General features: G+C 72.3%; 20 protein-coding genes. 3 read left to right on the plus strand and 17 right to left on the minus strand.

What is annotated here, in order from left to right; genetic code table 11:
* Window positions 1–101 precede the first annotated feature (101 nt).
* The 12 genes from D2L64_RS07830 to D2L64_RS07885 all read right to left on the minus strand — a co-directional run bounded on the left by D2L64_RS07830 (window position 102) and on the right by D2L64_RS07885 (window position 11,905).
* On the minus strand, window positions 102–788 hold the full coding sequence (locus D2L64_RS07830; protein WP_119574040.1) for a C39 family peptidase: 687 nt from the start codon (window positions 786–788) through the stop codon (window positions 102–104).
* 215 nt (window positions 789–1,003) lie between these two features.
* Complete coding sequence (locus D2L64_RS07835) at window positions 1,004–3,016, minus strand: cytochrome c oxidase assembly protein (protein WP_119574041.1); 2,013 nt, start codon at window positions 3,014–3,016, stop codon at window positions 1,004–1,006.
* Between the two features lie 154 nt (window positions 3,017–3,170).
* Window positions 3,171–4,085 (minus strand): cation diffusion facilitator family transporter, encoded by a 915-nt coding sequence (locus D2L64_RS07840; RefSeq protein ID WP_119574042.1) that lies wholly within the window; start codon window positions 4,083–4,085, stop codon window positions 3,171–3,173.
* A gap of 117 nt (window positions 4,086–4,202) precedes the next feature.
* Complete coding sequence (locus D2L64_RS07845; RefSeq protein ID WP_119574043.1) at window positions 4,203–4,430, minus strand: heavy-metal-associated domain-containing protein; 228 nt, start codon at window positions 4,428–4,430, stop codon at window positions 4,203–4,205.
* A 159-nt stretch (window positions 4,431–4,589) separates the two neighbouring features.
* The gene (locus D2L64_RS07850; protein WP_147376209.1) at window positions 4,590–5,048 is read right to left on the minus strand and encodes a hypothetical protein; all 459 of its coding nucleotides are present in this window, start codon (window positions 5,046–5,048) and stop codon (window positions 4,590–4,592) included.
* A gap of 71 nt (window positions 5,049–5,119) precedes the next feature.
* Window positions 5,120–5,440: a DMT family transporter gene (locus tag D2L64_RS07855; RefSeq protein ID WP_119574132.1), complete on the minus strand. Its 321-nt coding sequence runs from the start codon at window positions 5,438–5,440 to the stop codon at window positions 5,120–5,122.
* Between the two features lie 98 nt (window positions 5,441–5,538).
* Window positions 5,539–6,915: an FAD-dependent oxidoreductase gene (locus D2L64_RS07860; RefSeq protein ID WP_199714462.1), complete on the minus strand. Its 1,377-nt coding sequence runs from the start codon at window positions 6,913–6,915 to the stop codon at window positions 5,539–5,541.
* Window positions 6,916–7,160: 245 nt separating this feature from the next.
* A complete protein-coding gene (locus D2L64_RS07865; protein ID WP_119574046.1) occupies window positions 7,161–8,057 on the minus strand; it encodes a bile acid:sodium symporter family protein in 897 nt (298 codons plus the stop codon).
* Window positions 8,058–8,127: 70 nt separating this feature from the next.
* A complete protein-coding gene (locus D2L64_RS07870) occupies window positions 8,128–8,874 on the minus strand; it encodes a cellulose binding domain-containing protein (RefSeq protein ID WP_119574047.1) in 747 nt (248 codons plus the stop codon).
* Window positions 8,875–9,105: 231 nt separating this feature from the next.
* Window positions 9,106–9,708, minus strand: a complete 603-nt coding sequence (locus D2L64_RS07875) for a LutC/YkgG family protein (protein WP_119574048.1) — start codon at window positions 9,706–9,708, stop codon at window positions 9,106–9,108.
* Window positions 9,705–11,114 (minus strand): lactate utilization protein B, encoded by a 1,410-nt coding sequence (locus D2L64_RS07880; RefSeq protein ID WP_119574133.1) that lies wholly within the window; start codon window positions 11,112–11,114, stop codon window positions 9,705–9,707. The genes D2L64_RS07875 and D2L64_RS07880 overlap by 4 nt, the downstream gene beginning before the upstream one ends.
* A 17-nt stretch (window positions 11,115–11,131) precedes the next feature.
* A complete protein-coding gene (locus tag D2L64_RS07885; RefSeq protein ID WP_119574049.1) occupies window positions 11,132–11,905 on the minus strand; it encodes a (Fe-S)-binding protein in 774 nt (257 codons plus the stop codon).
* Window positions 11,906–12,224: 319 nt separating this feature from the next.
* Here D2L64_RS07885 and D2L64_RS07890 point away from each other — a divergent pair, with 319 nt between their 5' ends.
* The 3 genes from D2L64_RS07890 (at window position 12,225) to D2L64_RS07900 (ending at window position 14,673) form a co-directional block, all read left to right on the plus strand.
* A complete protein-coding gene (locus D2L64_RS07890) occupies window positions 12,225–12,791 on the plus strand; it encodes a nucleosidase (RefSeq protein WP_119574050.1) in 567 nt (188 codons plus the stop codon).
* Between the two features lie 137 nt (window positions 12,792–12,928).
* The gene (locus tag D2L64_RS07895; protein ID WP_119574051.1) at window positions 12,929–13,303 is read left to right on the plus strand and encodes a PadR family transcriptional regulator; all 375 of its coding nucleotides are present in this window, start codon (window positions 12,929–12,931) and stop codon (window positions 13,301–13,303) included.
* Complete coding sequence (locus tag D2L64_RS07900) at window positions 13,300–14,673, plus strand: permease prefix domain 1-containing protein (RefSeq protein ID WP_119574052.1); 1,374 nt, start codon at window positions 13,300–13,302, stop codon at window positions 14,671–14,673. The genes D2L64_RS07895 and D2L64_RS07900 overlap by 4 nt, the downstream gene beginning before the upstream one ends.
* Before the next feature lie 23 nt (window positions 14,674–14,696).
* Here D2L64_RS07900 and D2L64_RS07905 read toward each other — a convergent pair whose 3' ends face one another.
* The 5 genes from D2L64_RS07905 to D2L64_RS27225 all read right to left on the minus strand — a co-directional run bounded on the left by D2L64_RS07905 (window position 14,697) and on the right by D2L64_RS27225 (window position 19,893).
* Window positions 14,697–16,283 carry a GGDEF domain-containing protein gene (locus D2L64_RS07905; RefSeq protein WP_119574053.1) on the minus strand — a complete coding sequence of 529 codons (1,587 nt, stop codon included), beginning with the start codon at window positions 16,281–16,283 and terminating at the stop codon, window positions 14,697–14,699.
* Window positions 16,284–16,367: 84 nt separating this feature from the next.
* Window positions 16,368–16,778: a VOC family protein gene (locus tag D2L64_RS07910; RefSeq protein WP_119574134.1), complete on the minus strand. Its 411-nt coding sequence runs from the start codon at window positions 16,776–16,778 to the stop codon at window positions 16,368–16,370.
* A 58-nt stretch (window positions 16,779–16,836) separates the two neighbouring features.
* Entirely contained in the window at window positions 16,837–19,221 is a 2,385-nt protein-coding gene (locus D2L64_RS07915) for an ATP-binding cassette domain-containing protein (RefSeq protein WP_119574054.1), read from the minus strand.
* A 39-nt stretch (window positions 19,222–19,260) separates the two neighbouring features.
* A complete protein-coding gene (locus tag D2L64_RS07920) occupies window positions 19,261–19,704 on the minus strand; it encodes a helix-turn-helix transcriptional regulator (RefSeq protein ID WP_119574055.1) in 444 nt (147 codons plus the stop codon).
* Window positions 19,705–19,743: 39 nt separating this feature from the next.
* Complete coding sequence (locus D2L64_RS27225) at window positions 19,744–19,893, minus strand: hypothetical protein (RefSeq protein ID WP_158603473.1); 150 nt, start codon at window positions 19,891–19,893, stop codon at window positions 19,744–19,746.
* Window positions 19,894–20,038 lie beyond the last annotated feature (145 nt).

Here is a 20,038-nt window from a genome sequence, read left to right on the forward strand (position 1 = left end):
CCGCCAATGCTGTACGCGTTTCCTGCCAGCCAGCTGAGAGCCGACGACGCGGCAGGGCCGGACCCGTACCCGGGTCCGGCCCTGCCGGTTGTCGGTGTCGGTCATGCGGAGTAGCCGCGGGAGGCGATCCAGTTGGCCAGCTTGTCGGTGCTGATCCAGTACTGGCCCTTCTCCGACCAGGAGTCACCGATCTTCACGGTGTCCCCGCCGTCGCGGTAGCCGACCACGGTCACGTAGTGCCCGCCCGGGTAGGAGTGGGCGTCGCCGTCGGTGTCGACCCCGGTGCCGATGATGTTGGCCACCACCGGGCGCCGGTCGTCGATGGCCCGTACCGCGTCCTCGCGCAGCTTATCGATCTCGGCCTTGTCGGCCTTCTCGCCACGGATCTCGACCGTGCGGTAGTCCTTGCCGCTGACGTCCTTGAGCACCCGGGTGGTCTCCAGGGCGGAGTTCGTACCCGCCTCGGTGGTGCCCAGCTTCTTCGCCAGCTCGTCCTGGCTGAGATCCTTGCCGAGCGCGGACAGGGCCATCTTGGTGGCCGCCGGCGCGCAGTAGAAGTAGGTCTCCTGGTAGCCGTACCGGAAGTCGAGTTCCTTGCCGGCGGATCGCTTGCCGGCGTCCCGGTCGGCGACGGTCGCCTTGTCCGGCGATACCGGCGCGGCGTGCGCCGCGACGGCCGGGCCGGCTAGCGCGCCGCCGGCCACGGCCAGGCCGGCGACCGCGAGGGCGGTCTTGCGCAGCAGCGGGGTGCGGGTGAGGTCCGGCAGCCAACGGGTGTTCGTGGTCATCGTGCTCACCTCTCGTCCGGGGGATGGCAGCGCGCACCGGCCGGGGGGCCGGCGGCGTGCGTCAGGGAGGATCCCGAGCGGCCGGGGATGGCGCTGCTCGGGGCGTCGGCTGGTTACAACGACCCCGCCCCGCCGGCCATTCCCCCGGCGTGGCTCACGAATCCGGACTTCAGGTAACAAACCGGTCAGGTCATCGCAGGGCGGGACGGGAGGGTTCATCGCCCCACTCGGCGATCCCGCTCGGCCAACTCGGCCAGCATCCGGTTGTACGCGGCGAGTTCGGGATCCTCGCGCCCCTGCGCCTCGGCCCGGTCGGCGACCCGGTCCCGGCGGCGGGCCTCCCGCTGATCAGCCTTGATCCACTGATACAGCAGCGCGCCCATCACGATCACCGTGGGCAGCTCACCGAAGGACCAGGCGATCCCGCCCGCCGCCCACTGGTCCTGCAACGGGGTCGGCCCCCACGGCCGGTCCAGCGCGGCCCACCAGTCGGCCGCGAGCACGGTGGCCGACTGCATGAGCGCGACACCGAGGAAGGCGTGCAACACCATGCTGATCAGCACCAGCACCATCTTCAGCGGATGCGGGATCCGGCGCGGCGCCGGATCGACGCCGATGACGGCCCAGAAGAAGAGGTACCCGACGCCGAGGAAGTGGACGACCATCGCCAGGTGGGCGGCGTGCGAGCGGACCGCCAGTTCGTACAGGCCGGTGAAGTAGAGCAGGTACAGACTGGCCACGTAGAGGGCGAGCGCCACCACCGGATGGGTCAACGCCCGGGACACCGGGGAGTGCAGGGCCACCGACAGCCACTCGCGGGGGCCGGGCCAGCGCGGGTCCGCCGACGGGCGCAGCGCCCGCAACGCGAGGGTGACCGGACCGGCCAGGACGAGCAGGATCGGCGCGACCATCATCAACAGCAGGTGCTGCACCATGTGCACGGAGAACAGCACCGGCCCGTACCGGGCCAACCCGCTGGAGGTGGCGACGACGATCACCGCGCAGCCGGCCAGCCACAGCGCGGTACGGGCGATCGGCCAGGCGTCACCGCGACGGTGCAGCCGCCACGCCCCGGCCAGGTAGAGCCCGGCCGCAGCCAGGGCGACCGCGATGATCAGCGGTTCGGGCAGCCAGAGTCGGGCCACCGTCTCGACGCTCAGCGGCGGGGGCATCGGGAAACCGAGCAGCGCGGTGGCCACGTCCTCCTCGGTCCCGCCGAGCGGGGCGGGCGTACGCGACAGCGCCACGGCGGTGCCGAGCGCGGCGCCGAACAGCAGCGTCTCCACGACCGCGACCCGCCGGAACGGGCGTCGCCGGCCGGCGAGCAGGGCGGGGACGGCCCGGCGGCGGTGCAGCAGCCCGAGCACCGCGACCGCGGCCAACACGGCGATCTTGACCAGCAGCAGTTGCCCGTAGCGGGTGCCGGTCAGGTCGCCCGGGCCGGTCAGCCGCACGGCCGCCGACACCACCCCGGAGGCGCCGACGGCGACCAGGCAGCTCAGTGCCAGCGGGGAGAACCGGCGGACCGCGACGGCGAGATCCGCCGCGCTGCCCCGGGCGGTGACCGCCAGCGCGAGCAGACCACCGGCCCAGAGCGTGGTCGGCACGACGTGCAGAAGCAGGCCGGAGACGGCCAGCTGGTGGTTGCTGGCCGAGGCGGCGTGCCCGGTGAAGACCGGCGGCAGCACCGCCGCCAGCGCGGTCGCCAACGCCACCCAGGCTCCCGCCGGGCGCAGGCTACGGGCCGCGATCACCGCCGTGAGCAGGGCGAGCGCCGTGCTGGTCGCCAACGCCTGCCCCAGCGGCAGGGTACCGACGAAGTTGAGCACCGCCCGGACCGAGAGCACCTGCGACGCGGGCAACCCGAACAGGTCGACCAGGGTGTAGCAGACCGCGACCGCGGCGCAGACCGCCCACAGGGCCGCCGTCGACGCCGCGGCGCGCAGCCGGCGGTAGCCCAGCACGGAGAGCCGACCGCCCTCGTCACGCGGAGAGAGCACGGCGGCGGCGAGCAACAGGCCGACGGTGCTCACCGCGCCGAGTTGCATGCCGAGCCGGGCGGCCGGCAGCAGCCACGCGGCGGTGCGGTCCGGCTCGGGCAGCCCGGGTGGGGTCGGCGGGGTGCTGCCCCCGCCCCAGCGCAGCAGCAGCGCCCCGACCCCGGCGGCGAGCAGGACCGTGGCGGCGGGCAGCAGTACCGGCCGGCGCAGCACGGCGGGCCGGCTCATCGCCGGGCCACCGGCGGTACGGCGGCCGACGCGGACGCCTCGCCCACGGGCAGCGGGGCGGGACGGTGCGGCGGGCGGTTCACGAAGTTCTCCCGGTAGGCGGGCGGTTTCCCTGGTAGTCGGCGCAGGATAGCCGGTGGTTCCATCCGGAATGTCACCAATGAGCCCCGTCACAGACGCCGTCGGCGCCCTGCGGTTCCACCTGCAACGTGGCGTGTTCGATCTCGAAGCGGTCGTGCAGCAGTTGCCGGGCGGCGCCCAACACCGTGGCCAGGTCCGCGCCGGAGGTCAGGGTCAGGTGCGCCGAGGCGACCTCCATGCCCGAGGTCAGGGTCCACACGTGCAGGTCGTGGACGTCGGCCACACCGGCCACCCCGTGCAGCCCCTCACGGACCTCGGCGACGTCCACGTGCGGCGGCGCGGCCTGCACCAGCACCCGTAGGGCGGCCCGGCCCAGCCGGTAGGTACGGGGCAGGATGAACACGCCCACCGCCACGGCGACGATCGGGTCGGCGTACCACCAGCCGGTCAGTGCGATCACCCCAGCGGCGACGATCACGCCGACCGAGGCCAGCAGGTCGCCGAGGACCTCGAGGTACGCCCCGCGCACGTTCAGGCTCTCCTGCGCGCCGGAACGCAGCAGCAGGAAGGCCACGATGTTGGCCAGCAACCCGGCCACGGCGACGGCCAGCATCGGGCCGACCAGCACCTCCGGCGGTTCGCCGAGCCGGCGGACCGCCTCGACGACCACGTAGACGGCGACGCCGAACAGCAGTACCGCGTTCGCCAGGGCGGCCAGGACCTCCATCCGGTACAGCCCGAAGGTGCGCTGGCCGTCCCGGGCGGCGCGGCTGGCCGCGGTGATCGCGGCCAGCGCCATCCCGATGCCGAGCACGTCGGTGAACATGTGCCCGGCGTCGGAGAGCAACGCCAGCGAGCCCGTCACCCAGGCCCCGATCGCCTCCACCACCATGAACACGGCCAGCAGGGCGAAGGCCGCCCACAACCGTCCGCGATGCTTCTCCCCCGCGCGCAGCACCTGCTGCCCGTGGTCGTGCCCGGCACCCATCCCGCGCCCCTTCCACCGAAGCCGTCGCCGACAACATATGCTGACATTGCAATGAGTGCAACTATCCCGGTCGGCTCGACGGGATCGCCACCCCGTCGAACGTCGCTGTCGAGTCGGTCAGAGCCGTTCCAACCGGGCCGGATAGCCGGCCGCACCGAGCGCCGTGGCCAGGAGCGCGGCGGTCACCCGCACCGGATCGGCGTCCACCACGGCGCGACCGGCCGCGACGGAGACGTGGGCCCGGTGCACCCCCGGCAGGGCCTCCAGGATCCGGCGCACCGCCGACTCGCACCGATCACAGCAGATGCCGGGCACGGCCAACATGTAGGTGATCGTGTCGTTCACATGGTCCTCTGACGACGAGACTGCCGCGACCCTGCCGCCACCGACGCCGAGGCCGGTCAGGGGCACCGGAAGGACGGCACCGACCAGGACACCGACCAGCCGACCCCGTTCACCTACCGACGTCGGCCCGGAGTGCTGGTCGCGAAGCTCGGCGTCGGCCTACGTACGCAGCACGCACAGCCGGGACAGATCCCACCCGGCCCACGGGCGGTCCGGCGCCCGGTCAGCCGGTGCCCGGTGCACCGGGGCACGCAGCATCCATCGCCGCAGGGCGCCGAGCGAGAGCACGGTGGCCACGGTCAGCAGGACCAGACAGGCCCCCCGCACGACCTCGCCGAGCACCGGCGCAACCGGCCCGTCGCCCACCGCCGACATCGGGTCGGCCGGCGACGGCACCACCGCGACGGTCGCGACGGACCGATCGACGGGCGCCGGGCCGGACACAGCGGACCACTGGGCGTCGACGGTCACCATGGTTCCGGACGCCGCCGCGGCGAGTGGACGCGGCAGGTCGGCGCCGGCCACGCACTGCCAGACGTGCAGCACGAACAGCACGACCAGCAGTGCCACGGCGGCCACCCGCGCCGCCACCGGCTCCGTCGCACCGACCCTGACCACGAGGGCAGCGTACGACACCCGCCGGCCGGCTCGGTCCGCCACCGGCCCACTGCCCCCCCCGGGCGGGCGGGTCAGTGGGCCGCCCGCAGGTTGAGCAGCACGACACCGGCGATGACCAGGCCGACACCGACCACCTTGGTGACCGTCAACGGTTCACCGAGCACCGCCGCGCCGATGGCCACGATGGCGGCGGTGCCCAGCCCCGACCAGACGGCGTACGCGACGCCGACCTCGATCCCCTTGACCGCCTGCGCCAGCAGCGCGAACGCCGTCAGGTAGGCCACGACCAGCCCGACGGTGGGCCACAGCCGGGTGAACCCCTCGGTGGCCTTGAGCAGGCTCGTGCCGGTGACCTCGGCCGCGATGGCGAGCAGCAGGAAGACGTACGCCACCATGCACTCCGTTCCACTGGAGAGTCGACGGGAGTAACTCTGCCCGCCGGTCGGACCGAGCACCAGCCGTGGCCGGGCGCCCCCGGCCGCGATGCCGGTCAGCGCGCCCGGAGGTTCGCCCGCAGGGCACCCAGCAGGACACCGGGGGTGGCCAGCGAACTCGGGTGCGCACGCATGGAGACCACGTCGTTGAACCGCCGGGCGATCGCCACGTCGGTGACGGTCGCCGCGACGATCTGCCGACTGACCCAGCTGGAGAGCCGGTAGCCGCGCGGGTAGGGACCGGTCACGTGCGGCAGCGCCAGGTCGGCGGAGGTCGAGATCGACCAGGCGGCGTCGACGACGACCCGCTGCAGGGCCAGGAACTCACGGGCCGGCATCCGCAGGTCCGGCCCCGGCCGCAGATACCACGACAGGCAGGCCGCGTGCAGCGCCGCCGCGGTGATGCCCTGCCCGTACACCGGATTGAACGAGGCGACCGCGTCGCCGATCGGCACCAGCCCGGCCGGGAACCGCGGCAACTCGTGGAAGTCGCGCCGCCGGCTGTCGGCGTGCCGGTAGGTCTGCACGTCGCCGAGCAGCTCGCTGTCGGCCACCTCCCGGAACTCGGGTGGGAACTGCTCACGCAGTCGGCGTACGAAGTCCTCGGCGGTACGTCCCGGCCGGTTCTCCGCGTAGCCGGCCATCATCGCCATCCACCGGCCGTCCTCGATCGCGAAGAACGCCGCGCCGGCCACGTCCGAGGACATCCGCGGGCTGTGCAGCGCCAGGACCACGGTGTGCTCCGGGTTCGCCTCCCGGCGGCGGAACAGGGCGGTGGCGTAGTTGAGGTGTACGGGCATCCGCCGCATCGGGGGACGCTCCCAGCCGGCCTGCGCCAACCAGTCCGACAGCCGGCTCGACCGGCCCATCGCGTCCACCACCAGGTCGGCGTGCTCGACGCCGGCCGCACCACCGACGTCGTAGCGCACCCCGGTGGTCACCGCGCCGTCGAAGACCAGTCCGGTGGCGCGGGCGGTGACCGTCTTGACGTTGGGCAGCCGCAGTACCTGCTGCCGGATCAGCCCCTCCAGCAGCGGCCGGCTGCCGGCCAGGCTGTCCGCGTCGTCGGGCACGCCGACCTTCAGCCGGCCGTCGAGGTAGTTCCGGCGGGCCGCGGGCGGCGCCTCGACCGCCCCCTGCGCCACGGCCTGCTCCCGGAAGCCGGGGAAGAGCCGTTCCAACTGGAGGAAGCCGCCGGGCAGCAACGCGTGCAGCTGGGTGCCCTGCGGGACACCGAGACGCTGGCCGGTCACATGCAGGTCGTCCCGGTCGATGACCACCACGCTCTGCGCGTGGTCGGCCAGCACCCGGGCGGCGAGCATCCCGGCGATGCTGCCGCCGATCACGACGGCCTTGTCCATGACCGGAGACGCCTGGTCGGGGGGTCGCACCGCGTTCAGCGCGGCGAGGACCCGAGCCGGAGAGAGGGGCATCGTGCTCTCCAAAGGGGTACGAGGTGGGGTGCCATTCCGCGTCTGCCCGTACTCGGGACGCAGCGCTGGCCGGCGGAGCCGGGCGGTCGGCATGACGCTCAACGATCGTTGCACAGGCAGGGCACGCCACCCGACCCACCGGTGGGTGTCCGCGTCACGACAGTCGGTGTCTGGCCCGGGGTCTCAGGTCACGGCCGGGGTGGATGGCCCGGTCTCAGGTCACGGCCGGGGTGGATGGCCCGGTCTCAGGTCGCGGCCGGCTCGCCGGAGGTGGTGGCGGACCGGGCACCCCACCGGTTGACCAGGTAGCCGAAGGCGGCGGCGGTGAAGAACATGACGATGCCGTAGACGGCCGCCGGTACCGCCATCTGGGTGTCGTCGAGCAGCGCCGGGCTGAGCGCGATCGTGATGGCCAGGGTGCTGTTGTGGATGCCGATCTCGAATCCGGCCGCCTTGGCGGCGCTGCGCTCGACGCCGGCCAGCCGGGGCACCCCGTAGCCGATGGCGAGGCTGAGTACGTTGAAGGCCAACACCGCCAGGCCGACCGAGACGAAGTAGTCGGCGAGGTTGTCCCGGTCACCGAGCACGGCACCGGCGATCACCGCGACCAGCACCACGACCGACAGGATCCGTACCGGCCGGTTCAGGTTCTCGGCCACCCGCGGCCACCGGGACCGGATCAGCATGCCGACGACCACCGGTACCAGCACGATGGCGAAGACCTGCAACACCTTGTCGAACTGCAGGCCGAGGCTCCGGCCGTCACCGAGGAAGTAGCCGGCCGACAGGTTGACCACGATCGGCAGGGTGAACACGGCCAGCACCGAGTTGATCGCGGTCAGGGTGATGTTGAGGGCCACGTGCCCGCCGAACAGGTGGCTGTAGAGGTTGGCGGTGGTGCCGCCGGGTGATGCCGCGAGCAGCATCATCCCGACGGCCAACGCCGGCGGCAGGCCGAAGGCGAGTACCAGGCCGAAGCAGAGCGCCGGCAGCAGCAGGATCTGGCACACCAGCGCGATGACGGCGGCCTTCGGGTGGTGGGCCACCCGGCGGAAGTCGGCGACGGTCAGGCCGAGACCCAGACCGAGCATGATGATGCCGAGTGCGACGGGTAGTCCGATCAAGGTCAGGGCGGAGTCCATGACACGACATCGTTACCACCGGGTAACGCATTCACAATCCCCCATGCGGCCGGATGCGCCGCCGGGTGCGTCAGGACGAGCCCGCACAGGTGAGCGCGAGAGCCGCCGGCACGCTGCTGGTCGCCGCCAGCAGCCCGAAGGTGGTCGAGCCGCCCGGAGCGAGCGAGCCGTTGTACCCGGCGTGCCCGGCCGTCACGTCCGCTGCCGTGGTCTGCACCACCGCGTTCCAGACCGACTGGATGCGCTCGTCGCCGGACCAGCGCCACTGCACGCGCCAGCCGTCGAGTTGCCCACCGCTGGTGTTGCGTACGGTGACCGTGGCGACGAAGCCGCTGCCCCACGCGCTGTCGATCGTGGCCGTGGCGGTGCACGGCGGTTGCCCTCCGGTCCGCGCCGGTCCACCGATCACGTACGGATCGCGGATGCCGGTGGCGTCGCTGATCCGGAACCAGTAGTCGGTGTCCGGGGTCAGCCCGCCGACGGTGACCGTGCCGAAGCGCTCCGGCCCGGAGGTGCCGTCGGCCACCGGATCCTGCCACCCGACGGCGTCGTCGCGGCTGCCGAACAGGTGGACCGTGATCGGCAGGTCGTAGCCGCAGGGCGGGATCATGAACGCGCTGTAGGTGATGGTCACGCTGGTGGCGGTCGCTCCGGTCACCAATGCGCTGAGCGGCAGCGCGGGCGGGCAGACCGGGGTCGGTGACGGTGCCGGTGCCGGGGTCGCCGCGGGTGCGGGCCCGGCGGCGGCGGGCGAGGCGAGCGCCGCGGCCAGGGTCAAGGTCGCGGCGGCCAGCACCACGCCGAACGTGCGATTCATCCGTGCCTCCTGAGGGGACGGGCACCGCCGCGCGGCGCCCGGTCGGATCTGCCGGAGGAGGACGGCCCGGCGCGGGGTGTGCCCGCGCGTCCCCTTGCGCTGCAACGAGTCGCGCCGGCTCCGAGCGCGACTCGAACCAAGTCTTTCATTCGATCACGGTCGATGCAACGGGCGCACCGGCAGCAGCACCGGCCGGGCGGCCGAGACCCACGCGGCGGCACGGGCCGTGGCTCAGGACAGCAGGACGACGTGCAGGGTCCGGGGGCCGTGTACGCCCTCGACCCGGTTGAGTTCGATGTCGCTGGTGGCCGACGGGCCGCTGATCCAGGTCAGCGGCCGGTGGGGGACGAGTCGGGTGAGCGCCTCGGGCACGGTGGCCACCACCTGCCCGGCGCGGACTACGCAGACGTGCCGGTCCGGCAGCAGGCTGATCACCCGGCGCCCCTGGTCGGGCGAGCCGTCGAGGACGACCGTGCCGGTCTCGGCGACCGCGACCGCCGCGGCGGTGACCACCGCGTCCGCCGCGCCGATCTGTCGGTTGTCCAGCCCGGTGTCGGGCAGCACGGTCACCGTCGGCGGCAGCCAGCCGGCGGGCAGACCCGGCGGTACGACGACGGTGGCCCCCGACGGCAGGAGAGCGGCGATCGTCTCGGCGACGGTGTCCTCGGCCGCCCGGTGCACCTGGGCACGGTAGTCGGTCAACCGCTGCACCAGCCGGTCGAGGTCGAGCGCACCGGACTGCCGGTAGTCGCGCGGCACCGCCCCGGTCGTGGTCGGCGGGTCGGCGGCGAGGGCGGCGCGGAGCCGGCCCAGCACCAGATCGCGGGAGTTCATCGTTGCGCCCACCACTGCCGGAACGTCTGCTCCGGCGGTTCCGGCAGGTCCCGGCTGGCGGTCCAGCCGGTCAGCGGTGGCGGCAGTCCACGCCCACGTCGTCCGGCGAGCCGGCCGAGCCGGGTGGCCCGCTGCGCCGCCTCGTAGAGCCGAGGCCGGTCCATCGTGTACCCGGCGGCCGCCATCGCCGTCGCCTCGGCCCGCGGGTGCGGCACCTGGTCGCGCAGGTGCACGAGCAGTTCCGGAATGTTGATCCCGACCGGGCAGGCGTCGTAGCAGGCACCGCAGAGCGAGGAGGCGTACGGCAGGGAGGCGTTGTCCGCCACCCCGGTCAGCTGTGGCGACAGCACCGCGCCGATCGGCCCCGGATACACCGACCCGTACGCGTGCCCGCCGGTGCGCTCGTACACCGGGCAGACGTTGAGGCAGGCCGAGCAGCGGATGCAGTGCAGCGCCTGCCGGCCCGTCCGGTCGGCCAGCACCGCGCTGCGCCCGTTGTCCAGCAGCACCAGGTGGAACGCCTGCGGCCCGTCACCGGAGGTGACGCCGGTCCACATCGAGGTGTAGGGGTTCATCCGCTCCCCGGTCGAGGCCCGGGGCAGCAACTGGAGGAACACCTCCAGGTCCTGCCAGGTCGGGACCACCTTCTCGATCCCCATCACGGTGATCAGCGTTTCCGGCAGGGTCAGGCACATCCGGCCGTTGCCCTCGGACTCCACCACGGCGAGGGTGCCGGTCTGCGCCACGGCGAAGTTCGCGCCGGAGACCGCCACCCTCGTGCTGAGGAAGGTCTGCCGCAGGTAGCGGCGGGCGACCGCGGCGAGGGCGGCGGGCTCGTCGGTCAGCGCGGGATCCACCCCCGGCATGGCCCGCAGGAAGATCTCCCGGATCTCGGCCCGGTTGCGGTGGATGGCCGGGACCAGGATGTGGCTGGGCCGGTCGTCGCCGAGTTGGACGATCAGCTCGGCCAGGTCGGTCTCCACCGGTTCGATCCCGGCGGCGGCGAGGGCCTCGTTGAGCCCGATCTCCTGGGTGGCCATCGACTTGACCTTGATGACCCGATCGCTGCCGGTGGCGCGGACCAGGTCGGTGACGATCCGGTTGGCGTCGTTGGCGTCGGCGGCCCAGTGCACCACCCCGCCGGCCTCGGTCACCTTCGCCTCGAGCTGCACGAGCAGCTCCGGCAGGCGGGCCAGCACGTCGGTCTTGATCGCGCTGCCGGCCGCCCGCAGCTGCGCCCAGTCCGGCAGCTCGTCGATCACCGCGGCCGACTTGGCCCGGATCGTGGTGGTGGCGTGGCCGAGGTTGCGGCGCAGCTGCGGGTCGGCCAGGGCGCGCCGCGCGGCGCGCGGGAAGGACTCCGTACCGCGTAGGTGTCCCACGCCGGCCGGCGCGGTCGCCGGCATCCCGAGGAAGACCTGGCTCACGGCCCCACCCCCAATCGGTTCCGCCCGTCGGCGGTATCGCGGTGCTCGGTCGCGGCCAGGATCTCCGCCAGGTGCACCGTCCGGACCCCGGTACGCAGCCGGGACAGCCCACCGCCGAGGTGCATCAGGCACGAGGCGTCCCCCGCCGTGCAGACGTCCGCGCCGGTGGCGAGGACGTGTCGCATCTTGTCCGCCAGCATCGCCGTCGAGGTGTCGGCGTTCTTCACCGCGAACGTCCCACCGAACCCGCAGCACTGCTCGGCGGCCGGCAGCGCGACCAGGTCGAGTCCGCGCACCGCGCGCAGCAGCCGCAGCGGCCGGTCACCCACCCGCAGCATCCGCAGCGAGTGGCAGGTCGGGTGGTAGGTGACCCGGTGCGGGAAGTAGGCGCCCACGTCGGTGACCCCGAGCACGTCGACCAGCAACTCGGACAGCTCGTACGTCCGCCGCGCCACGTCCTCGGCCCGGCCGGCCAGCCGCTCGTCGCCCGCCCGTCGGGCCACCATCGGATGCTGGTGCCGCACCGATCCGACGCACGAGCCCGACGGCGCCACGATCACGTCGTACGGGTCGAAGGTCCGCACGTGCCGGCGCACCAACGGCAGTGCCTCGCGCTGATACCCGGTGTTGACGTGCATCTGCCCGCAGCAGGTCTGCTCCGCCGGGAAGACCACCTCGTGACCGAGGCGCTCCAGCAGCCGCACGGTGGCCTTCGCCGCCTCGGGAAACATGGTGTCGGCCAGGCAGGTCACGAACAGCGCGATGCGCACTTCTCACCTCCACCCGCCGGATCGACCGACGCCCGCGCGGTCGACGGTCCGCCCGCGTGATCCCCGAGTCTGCCGTACCGATCGCCGCAGGGCGAGACGCGGCTGTTGACCGCGGCCCGTGGTCCGCTTGGCTTCATCGATCGCCACCGCACCGGCTACCACCCGGGTCGGCTACTTCACCCAGCCCGGAGGACCGGGGGAACTTCACCGCGCTGCTTGCCGAGTTCCGCCGGCAGCTCGACGCGTACGGCCGGACGACCCCCGCTGACCGCCGTCCTGCGCGCGGCGGGGCGAGCCGGGCGCCCGCTACCATCGCCGGATGGATCTTCGAGGGACGATCAGCACCGACCGACCGCTACTCGTCCTGGCCCTCGCGGAGGAGGCCGCCCACCTCGACTCGGACCTGCCGGTGCTGCTCACCGGGATGGGGAAGGTCAACGCGGCGGCCGCCCTCGCGGCGACGCTGGCCGGGGGCCCGGCGCCGTCGACGGTGGTCAACCTCGGCACCGCCGGCGCCCTGCACCCCGGCTGGACCGGCACCCACGAGGTGGGCACCGTCCTGCAGCACGACCTGGACACGGAGTTCATCCGCCGGCTGACCGGGCAGACCGTCGGGGCGCCGCTCGCTCTCGGTGACGGGCCGGTGCTCGCCACCGGCGACCAGTTCATCGCCGACGACGCCGCCCGCGCCGCGCTGGCCGCGCGGGCCCAACTGGTGGACATGGAGGGCTACGCGGTGGCCTCGACCGCCCGCCGGTTCGGCCTACCGGTCCGCCTGGTCAAGCAGGTCAGCGACGAGGCCGGCGCCGGCGCCGACCGCACCTGGCAGGAGTCCGTGGACGACTGCGCCCGGCTGCTCGCCGGCTGGGTCCGCGACCACCTCTGAGGCCCGCGCACGCCGGCCGCCGGATCCCGGGGCGCGCGTCCGCGCTCTCCCCGCCGAGGCGGCCGGCTTCCTTGCGCGCTCCTGATACCTAGAACTACGATGCATCAAGGTTCTAGGCATGGGAGGCGACGAGCCTCATGAAGGTCACCAAGGATCTCGTGGCAGCGTCGGCGACGCCGATGGTGCTCGGCATCCTGGCCGAGGGCGAGAGCTACGGCTACGCCATCCTCAGACGGATCAACGAGCTGTCCGGCGGCGAGCTGGACTGGACGGAGGGACTGCTCTACCCACTGCTGCACCGGCTGGAACGGCTCGGGCACGTCGAGTCGACCTGGCAGTCACCCCCCGGCGAACGACGACGCAAGTACTACCGGATCACCGACAGCGGACTGGCCGAACTCGCCGAGCAACGCCGCCAGTGGGACACCGTCGTCGGCACGCTCAAGGAGATCTGGCTCGGCACCGGCGAGGCACGCCGGTTCACCCCGATCCCGCTGGAGGGTCCGGCATGACCACCGCCGACGACCCCGATCAGCTGGAGGTCCAGTTCGCGCAGTGGCGTCAGTACGTACGGCGCCGCCCGGAACTACGGCGGTCCGACGCCGACGAACTCGAAGACCACCTGCGCGGCTCCGTCGACGAACTCGTCGCCACCGGCCTGCGCCCGGACGAGGCGTTCCTGATCGCGGTCAAGCGGCTGGGCCGCCTCGACGACCTGTCCCGCGAGTTCGCCCGGGAGCACTCGGACCGGCTGTGGAAGCAACTGGTGCTGACTGGCGGCAGCGACGACCCGGTCGTCGACGAGCGGTCCCGGCGGGATCTGGTCGCGATGGTCGTCTGCGCCCTCGGCGCGGCGGTGTCGATCAAGCTGCCGGAGCTGTTCGGGCTGCGGTTCGACCAGGACTTCGCCTTCTACGCACCCAACCTCAGCCTGTTCGCGCTGCCCTGGCTGGCGGCCTTCCTGGCCTGGCGCCGACGGGCCGGACCGACGCTGATCGGGGCACTCGTCGCGCTGTTCACGCTCGGCGCGGTGGCCGCCAACGGCTATCCGCTCGCCGCCGACTCGCAGTCGTACGTACTGACCAACATCCACCTGCCGATCGCCCTGTGGATCGTGGTCGGCCTGGCGTACCTGGCCGACGACCTGCGCTCGACGCGTCGGCGGATGGACTTCATCCGGTTCACCGGGGAGTGGTTCGTCTACTTCGTCCTCATCGCCCTCGGCGGCGGCGTGCTGATCGCGTTCACCGTCGGCACCTTCCAGGCCATCGGGATCGATGCCGAGGACGCCGTCACCCAGTGGGTGCTGCCCGGCGGGATGGTGGCCGCGGTGGTGGTCGCCGGGTGGCTCGTCGAGGCCAAGCAGAGCGTGGTGGAGAACATCGCGCCCATCCTCACCCGGATCTTCACTCCCCTGTTCACCGCCGTACTGCTGGTGTTCCTCGCCGTCCTCGTCTGGACCCGGGCCGGCATCGACGTCGAACGGGAGGCGCTGATCCTGTTCGACCTGCTGCTGGTCGTGGTGCTGGGTCTGCTGCTCTACTCGATCTCGGCCCGCGATCCGCTGGCCCCGCCCGGCCCGTTCGACAAGCTGCAACTCGCCCTGGTGGTCAGCGCACTCGTCATCGACGTGCTGGTGCTGGCCGAGATCACCCACCGGATCAGTGAGTACGGCACCACTGCCAACAAGGCGGCGGCGCTCGGTGAGAACGTCATCCTGCTGGTCAACCTCGCCTGGTCGGCGTGGCTGATGCTGGGGTTCGTCCGGCGGCGTAACCCGTTCGCGGCGCTGGAACGCTGGCAGACCGGCTACCTTCCGGTCTACGCGGTGTGGGCCTGGATCGTGGTCCTGGTCTTCCCACCGTTGTTCCAACATCTCTGACCGGGCGGCCGGCGCGACCCCGGCTACCGCACCAGGCAGCTCGCCCGGTTGCCACCCGCGCGTTTGGCCGCGTACATCGCGCGGTCGGCGTGGGTGAGGGCCTCCTGCACCGCGTACGCCGGGCCGCCGGCCACCCCGACGCTGAGCTGTGCCCGCCAGTCCGTCAGACCGGCGACGGCGTCCACCACCCGCTGCGCCACCGCCCGGGCCATCGTGGCGTCGGCGCCGGGCAGGATGGCGACGAACTCGTCCCCGCCCAGCCGGGCCACGAAGTCGCCCCTGCGGACGTTGACCGTGAGCAGCCGCGCCACGGCACGCAGCACCTCGTCGCCGGTGGAGTGGCCCAGCGAGTCGTTGATGTGCTTGAACCGGTCGATGTCCACGACCAGCACCGCCACCGGATCGTCGACGGCGGCGTCGGCCAGTGCCAACTCCCGCAGGAAGCGGTCCAGACCGCGACGGTTCGCCACCCCGGTGAGCGGGTCGGTCTGCGCCGCCCGTTCGGCCTGCTCGTGCCGCCATCGCAGGACGTCGTACGACTGCATCGTCATCGCCGTGTGCAGCCAGCGCTGCCGCTGCCGCCACAGCAGTTCGGCGAGGGCGTCACCGTAGGTGAGCCCCGGCACCGCGTCGGTCGACCCGTGGATCGACAGCAGCACCGCGTGCGTACGGTGCAGGGCCGCCGAGATCAGCCAGTCCACCTCCGGTGCCAGGGCGGCGACGGCGTCCTCGATCACTCGCAGCGCCTCGTCCGGCCGTCCCGAGCGGCGCAGGGCAACGGCGTGGAACGGCCGGCAGAGCAGGGTCTCCCGCCGCCACTCCTCCAGTCCGTACCGGCCCAACAGCGCGGCGTACCGGGGGATGTCGGCCGCCGCGGCGGCCGGATCCTGGCGGTCCGCCCGCGAACACGCCGCGAACAGCAACGCCGAGAGCCGCCACACCTCGGCCTTCGGGCCAGAGGCCTCCCGCACCGCCCGGGTCGCGTACCCCTCGGCGGTGGTGGTGTGCCGTTCCGCCGCCACCACCTGCCCGACCTGGTACAGCTCCAGCGCCCACATCAGGTGCAGTTCGGCGAGATTGCACAGCCACATCGCGCGGTTGCCGTTGTCCGGGTAGCCCGCCTGGCACGCCGCGTCGTACGCCGCCTCGAACTGCGGCGCGGCCAGCTCGTAGAGGCGCAGCTGGGCGTAGCCGATGGCGATCCCGGTACGGGCGTTGCCGATGATCACCGGATCCGGTTCGTCGACCAGCAGCGCCGTCTCCGCGCTGACCAGGTCGCGCAGCACCGCGTCGAGGTCGTACTCGGCGATGTCCTGGTCGCCCAGGCGCAGCCGCCGGGTCGCGCGCAGCGACAACGCACAGGAGCGCCAGCCGGCGCTGTTCTCGCGCTCGGCGGCGGCCAGCATCAGATCGGCGGCGGCGATCGCGGCGGGCAGGTCGCCGAGCCGGGTCAACGCCACCACACGGGCGAAGTGCATGGCGGCCGGGCCGTCGGGTACCTCGCCGGTGGCCGCCCGAAGCGCCGACTCGGCGACCGTCAACACCTGCGCGGCCGCACCGGCCTGGGCCTCTTCGATCAGGCCCAGGGCCCGGAGGGTGACCTCGTCCATGCGGCCTCCGCACCGCCCGGGTAAGAATCAGCCTGATGGTACGTCAGTGGCCTGACTTCGGGGAGGTGCCGAGGGCCGCCGGGTTCAGCGACGCTGCTGGATCCGGATCAGGTTGCCGGCCGGGTCGCGGACCGCACAGTCGCGCAGCCCGTACGGCTGCTCGGTCGGCTCCTGGACCACCTCGACCCCACCGGCCTGGAGCTTGTCGAAGGTGCCGTCCAGATCGGCGGTGGCCAGCAGGATGCCGGCGTAGGTGCCCTTGGCCATCATCTCGGCGATGGTCCGGCGCTCCGCGTCGGTGATGCCGGGATCCACCGCCGGTGGGGTCAGGACGATGGAGGTGTCGGGCTGGTCCACGGGCCCGACGGTGAGCCAGCGCATGGCACCGTGCCCCACGTCGAGCCGGACCTCGAAGCCGAGGACATCGCGGTAGAAGACCAGCGAGGCCTCCGGGTCGTCGTGCGGCAGGAAACTGGCGTGAATGGTGACGTTCATGCTGGTCACGCTAGTCGCGGCGGGACGGTGGGCGCTTCTTGAATCCTGACCGGTCCGCTCACCGGCCGACGTAGGCCGCGAGGTGCTCACCGGTGACCGTGGCGCGGGCGGCGACAAGATCGGCCGGGGTGCCCTCGAAGACGACCCGACCACCGTCGTGACCGGCACCGGGGCCGAGGTCGATGATCCAGTCGGCGTGCGCCATGACGGCCTGGTGGTGTTCGATCACGATGACCGACTTGCCGGCGTCGACCAGCCGGTCGAGCAGACCGAGCAGGTGTTCGACGTCGGCGAGGTGCAGCCCGCTGGTCGGCTCGTCGAGAACGTAGACCCCGCCCTTCTCGGCCATGTGGGTGGCCAGCTTGAGCCGTTGCCGTTCACCGCCGGAGAGCGTGGTGAGCGGCTGGCCGAGGCTGAGGTAGCCGAGCCCGACGTCGGCCAGCCGGGCCAGGATGGCGTGCGCGGCCGGCGTACGCGCCTCGCCGGCACCGAAGAACGCCTCGGCCTCGGTCACCGACATGGCCAGCACCTCGCTGATGTTCCGGCCGCCGAGGTGGTACTCCAGCACGGCCGCCTGGAACCGCTTGCCCTCACAGTCCTCGCAGGTGGTGGCGACCCCGGCCATCATGGCCAGGTCGGTGTAGATGACCCCGGCACCGTTGCAGGTGGGGCAGGCGCCCTCGGAGTTGGCGCTGAACAACGCCGGCTTCACCCCGTTGGCCTTCGCGAACGCCTTGCGGATCGGGTCGAGCAGCCCGGTGTAGGTCGCCGGGTTGCTGCGCCGCGAGCCACGGATCGCGGTCTGGTCGACCGACACCACCCCGTCGCGTCCGGCGACCGAGCCGTGGATCAGGGAACTCTTCCCCGAGCCGGCCACCCCGGTGACCACGACCAGCACCCCGAGCGGGATGTCGACGTCGACGTGGCGCAGGTTGTGCGTGGCCGCGCCGCGCACCGGCAGCGTGCCGGTGGGCGTCCGGACCTGCTCCTTGACGGCGGCCCGGTCGTCGAGGTGCCGGCCGGTGAGCGTGCCGCTGGCCCGCAACCCTTCGACGGTGCCCTCGAAGCAGACCGCACCGCCCGCCGTACCGGCGCCGGGGCCCAGGTCGACGACATGGTCGGCGATCGCGATGGTCTCTGGCTTGTGCTCCACCACGAGCACCGTGTTGCCCTTGTCCCGCAGCCGCAGCAGCAGGTCGTTCATCCGGGTGATGTCGTGCGGGTGCAGCCCGACGGTCGGCTCGTCGAAGACGTAGGTGACGTCGGTCAACGACGACCCGAGGTGGCGGATCATCTTGGTGCGCTGCGCCTCGCCGCCGGAGAGCGTGCCCGAGGGCCGGTCGAGGGAGAGGTAGCCGAGCCCGATCTCGACGAACGAGTCCAGGGTGTGCCCCAGGGACGCCAGCAGTGGCCGCACCGACGGCTCGTCGAGGTCGCGCACCCACTCGGCGAGGTCGCTGATCTGCATCGCGCACAGGTCGGCGATGTTCCGCCCGGCGATCTTCGACGACCTGGCCAGCTCACTGAGCCGGGTACCGCCGCAGTCGGGGCAGGTGGTGAACGTGATCGCCCGGTCCACGAAAGCGCGGATGTGCGGCTGCATCGCCTCCCGGTCCTTGGCCAGGAAGGACTTCTGGATCCGCGGGATCAGCCCCTCGTACGTCACGTTGATGTTGTCGACCTTGATCTTCGTCGGCTCCTTGTAGAGCAGGTCGTCCAGCTCCCGCTTGGTGAACTTGCGGATCGGCTTGGCCGGGTCGAAGAAGCCGCAGCCGCTGAAGATCCGGCCGTACCAGCCGTCCATGCTGTAGCCGGGGATGGTGAGGGCACCCTCGTTGAGGGACTTGCTGTCGTCGTAGAGCGCGGACAGGTCGAAATCGCTGACCCGGCCCATGCCCTCGCAGCGCGGGCACATGCCGCCGGTGATGCTGAAGCTGCGCCGCTCCTTGGTCGTGGTGCCGGCACGTTCGATGGTGACCGCCCCCGCGCCGCTGATCGACGCCACGTTGAACGAGAACGCCTGGGCCGAGCCGATCTGCGGCTGCCCGAGCCGACTGAACAGGATCCGCAGCATCGCGTTGGCGTCGGTGACCGTGCCGACCGTCGAGCGGACGTTGGCCCCCATCCGCTCCTGGTCGACGATGATCGCCGTGGTCAGCCCGTCGAGCACGTCGACCTCGGGCCGTGCCAGCGTCGGCATGAAGCCCTGCACGAAGGCGCTGTACGTCTCGTTGATCAGCCGCTGCGACTCGGCGGCGATGGTGCCGAACACCAGCGAGCTCTTGCCCGAACCGGAGACACCGGTGAAGACCGTCAGCCGCCGCTTCGGGATCTCGATGCTGACGTCCTTGAGGTTGTTCCCCCGCGCGCCGTGAACCCGGATCAGGTCGTGGCTGTCAGCGGCGTGCGGCGCCCGGGCACCGGTGCTCGTGGCCCTGCTCATCGTGTCTCCATCCGTACGGGTGCGGCCGGCCCGGTCACGCTAGCCGCGCCGGCCGCGCGATGCTTCTCGATTCCTGACCGGGCGGGTCACCTGCTTCGACACACACGAGGGCAGCTCCGCCGCCGCCCCCGACAGCCGGCTGCGGTAGACGCTCGGCGCGACGCCGACCAACTCGGTGAACCGGGTGCTGAAAGTGCCCAGCGAACCGCAACCGACCGCGAAGCAGACCTGGGTGACGCTGAGGTCCCCCTGGCGCAGCAACGCCATCGCCCGCTCGATCCGCCGGGTCATCAGGTAGGCGTACGGCGACTCGCCGTAGGCGAGCCGGAACTGGCGGCTGAGGTGTCCGGCCGACATGTTCACCCCACGGGCGAGTGCCTCGACGTCGAGCGGCTGCGCGTACTCCCGGTCGATCCGGTCCCGGACCCGGCGCAGCCGGGCCAGGTCCCGCAGTTGCTCCTCGGCGGCGGCTCTGCTCGTCACTGCGGAATCGTGCCACACTCAGCCCGGCGGTTGCCCAGCTCAGAGCTGCCGCAGGCGGACCACCTCGCCGTACCGCACGGCCACGGCGTCCGGTTTGCCGTCTCCGGTGACGTCACCGACGGCGACGCCCGGCCGTCCCCGGTCAACGCTTCGATGCCCGTACGCGCCCTGCGCCCGGACGGGCGACACCGCGAACCTGGCCGAGCGATACGGGCGACACCGGGAACCTGGCCGAGCGATCACGAAGAAGGTCGATGGCGGACCGCCGACAGCCACCACGGCAGAGAAGACAGCCAAAAGGTTTTGTTCAGTCTCTACAAACCGGGTGTGCAGG

Origin of the sequence: Micromonospora radicis (genome assembly GCF_003583405.1) — a bacterium.
GTDB lineage: Bacteria > Actinomycetota > Actinomycetes > Mycobacteriales > Micromonosporaceae > Micromonospora > Micromonospora radicis.

Bases quoted from the DNA above. Each gene is read 5' to 3' on its own strand.
- D2L64_RS07830 (WP_119574040.1), bottom strand. From the start codon at position 788: ATGACCACGAACACCCGTTGGCTGCCGGACCTCACCCGCACCCCGCTG.
- D2L64_RS07835 (WP_119574041.1), bottom strand. From the start codon at position 3,016: ATGAGCCGGCCCGCCGTGCTGCGCCGGCCGGTACTGCTGCCCGCCGCC.
- D2L64_RS07840 (WP_119574042.1), bottom strand. From the start codon at position 4,085: ATGGGTGCCGGGCACGACCACGGGCAGCAGGTGCTGCGCGCGGGGGAG.
- D2L64_RS07860 (WP_199714462.1), bottom strand. From the start codon at position 6,915: ATGCCCCTCTCTCCGGCTCGGGTCCTCGCCGCGCTGAACGCGGTGCGA.
- D2L64_RS07865 (WP_119574046.1), bottom strand. From the start codon at position 8,057: ATGGACTCCGCCCTGACCTTGATCGGACTACCCGTCGCACTCGGCATC.
- D2L64_RS07870 (WP_119574047.1), bottom strand. From the start codon at position 8,874: ATGAATCGCACGTTCGGCGTGGTGCTGGCCGCCGCGACCTTGACCCTG.
- D2L64_RS07875 (WP_119574048.1), bottom strand. From the start codon at position 9,708: ATGAACTCCCGCGATCTGGTGCTGGGCCGGCTCCGCGCCGCCCTCGCC.
- D2L64_RS07880 (WP_119574133.1), bottom strand. From the start codon at position 11,114: ATGCCGGCGACCGCGCCGGCCGGCGTGGGACACCTACGCGGTACGGAG.
- D2L64_RS07890 (WP_119574050.1), top strand. From the start codon at position 12,225: ATGGATCTTCGAGGGACGATCAGCACCGACCGACCGCTACTCGTCCTG.
- D2L64_RS07895 (WP_119574051.1), top strand. From the start codon at position 12,929: ATGAAGGTCACCAAGGATCTCGTGGCAGCGTCGGCGACGCCGATGGTG.
- D2L64_RS07900 (WP_119574052.1), top strand. From the start codon at position 13,300: ATGACCACCGCCGACGACCCCGATCAGCTGGAGGTCCAGTTCGCGCAG.
- D2L64_RS07905 (WP_119574053.1), bottom strand. From the start codon at position 16,283: ATGGACGAGGTCACCCTCCGGGCCCTGGGCCTGATCGAAGAGGCCCAG.
- D2L64_RS07910 (WP_119574134.1), bottom strand. From the start codon at position 16,778: ATGAACGTCACCATTCACGCCAGTTTCCTGCCGCACGACGACCCGGAG.
- D2L64_RS07915 (WP_119574054.1), bottom strand. From the start codon at position 19,221: ATGAGCAGGGCCACGAGCACCGGTGCCCGGGCGCCGCACGCCGCTGAC.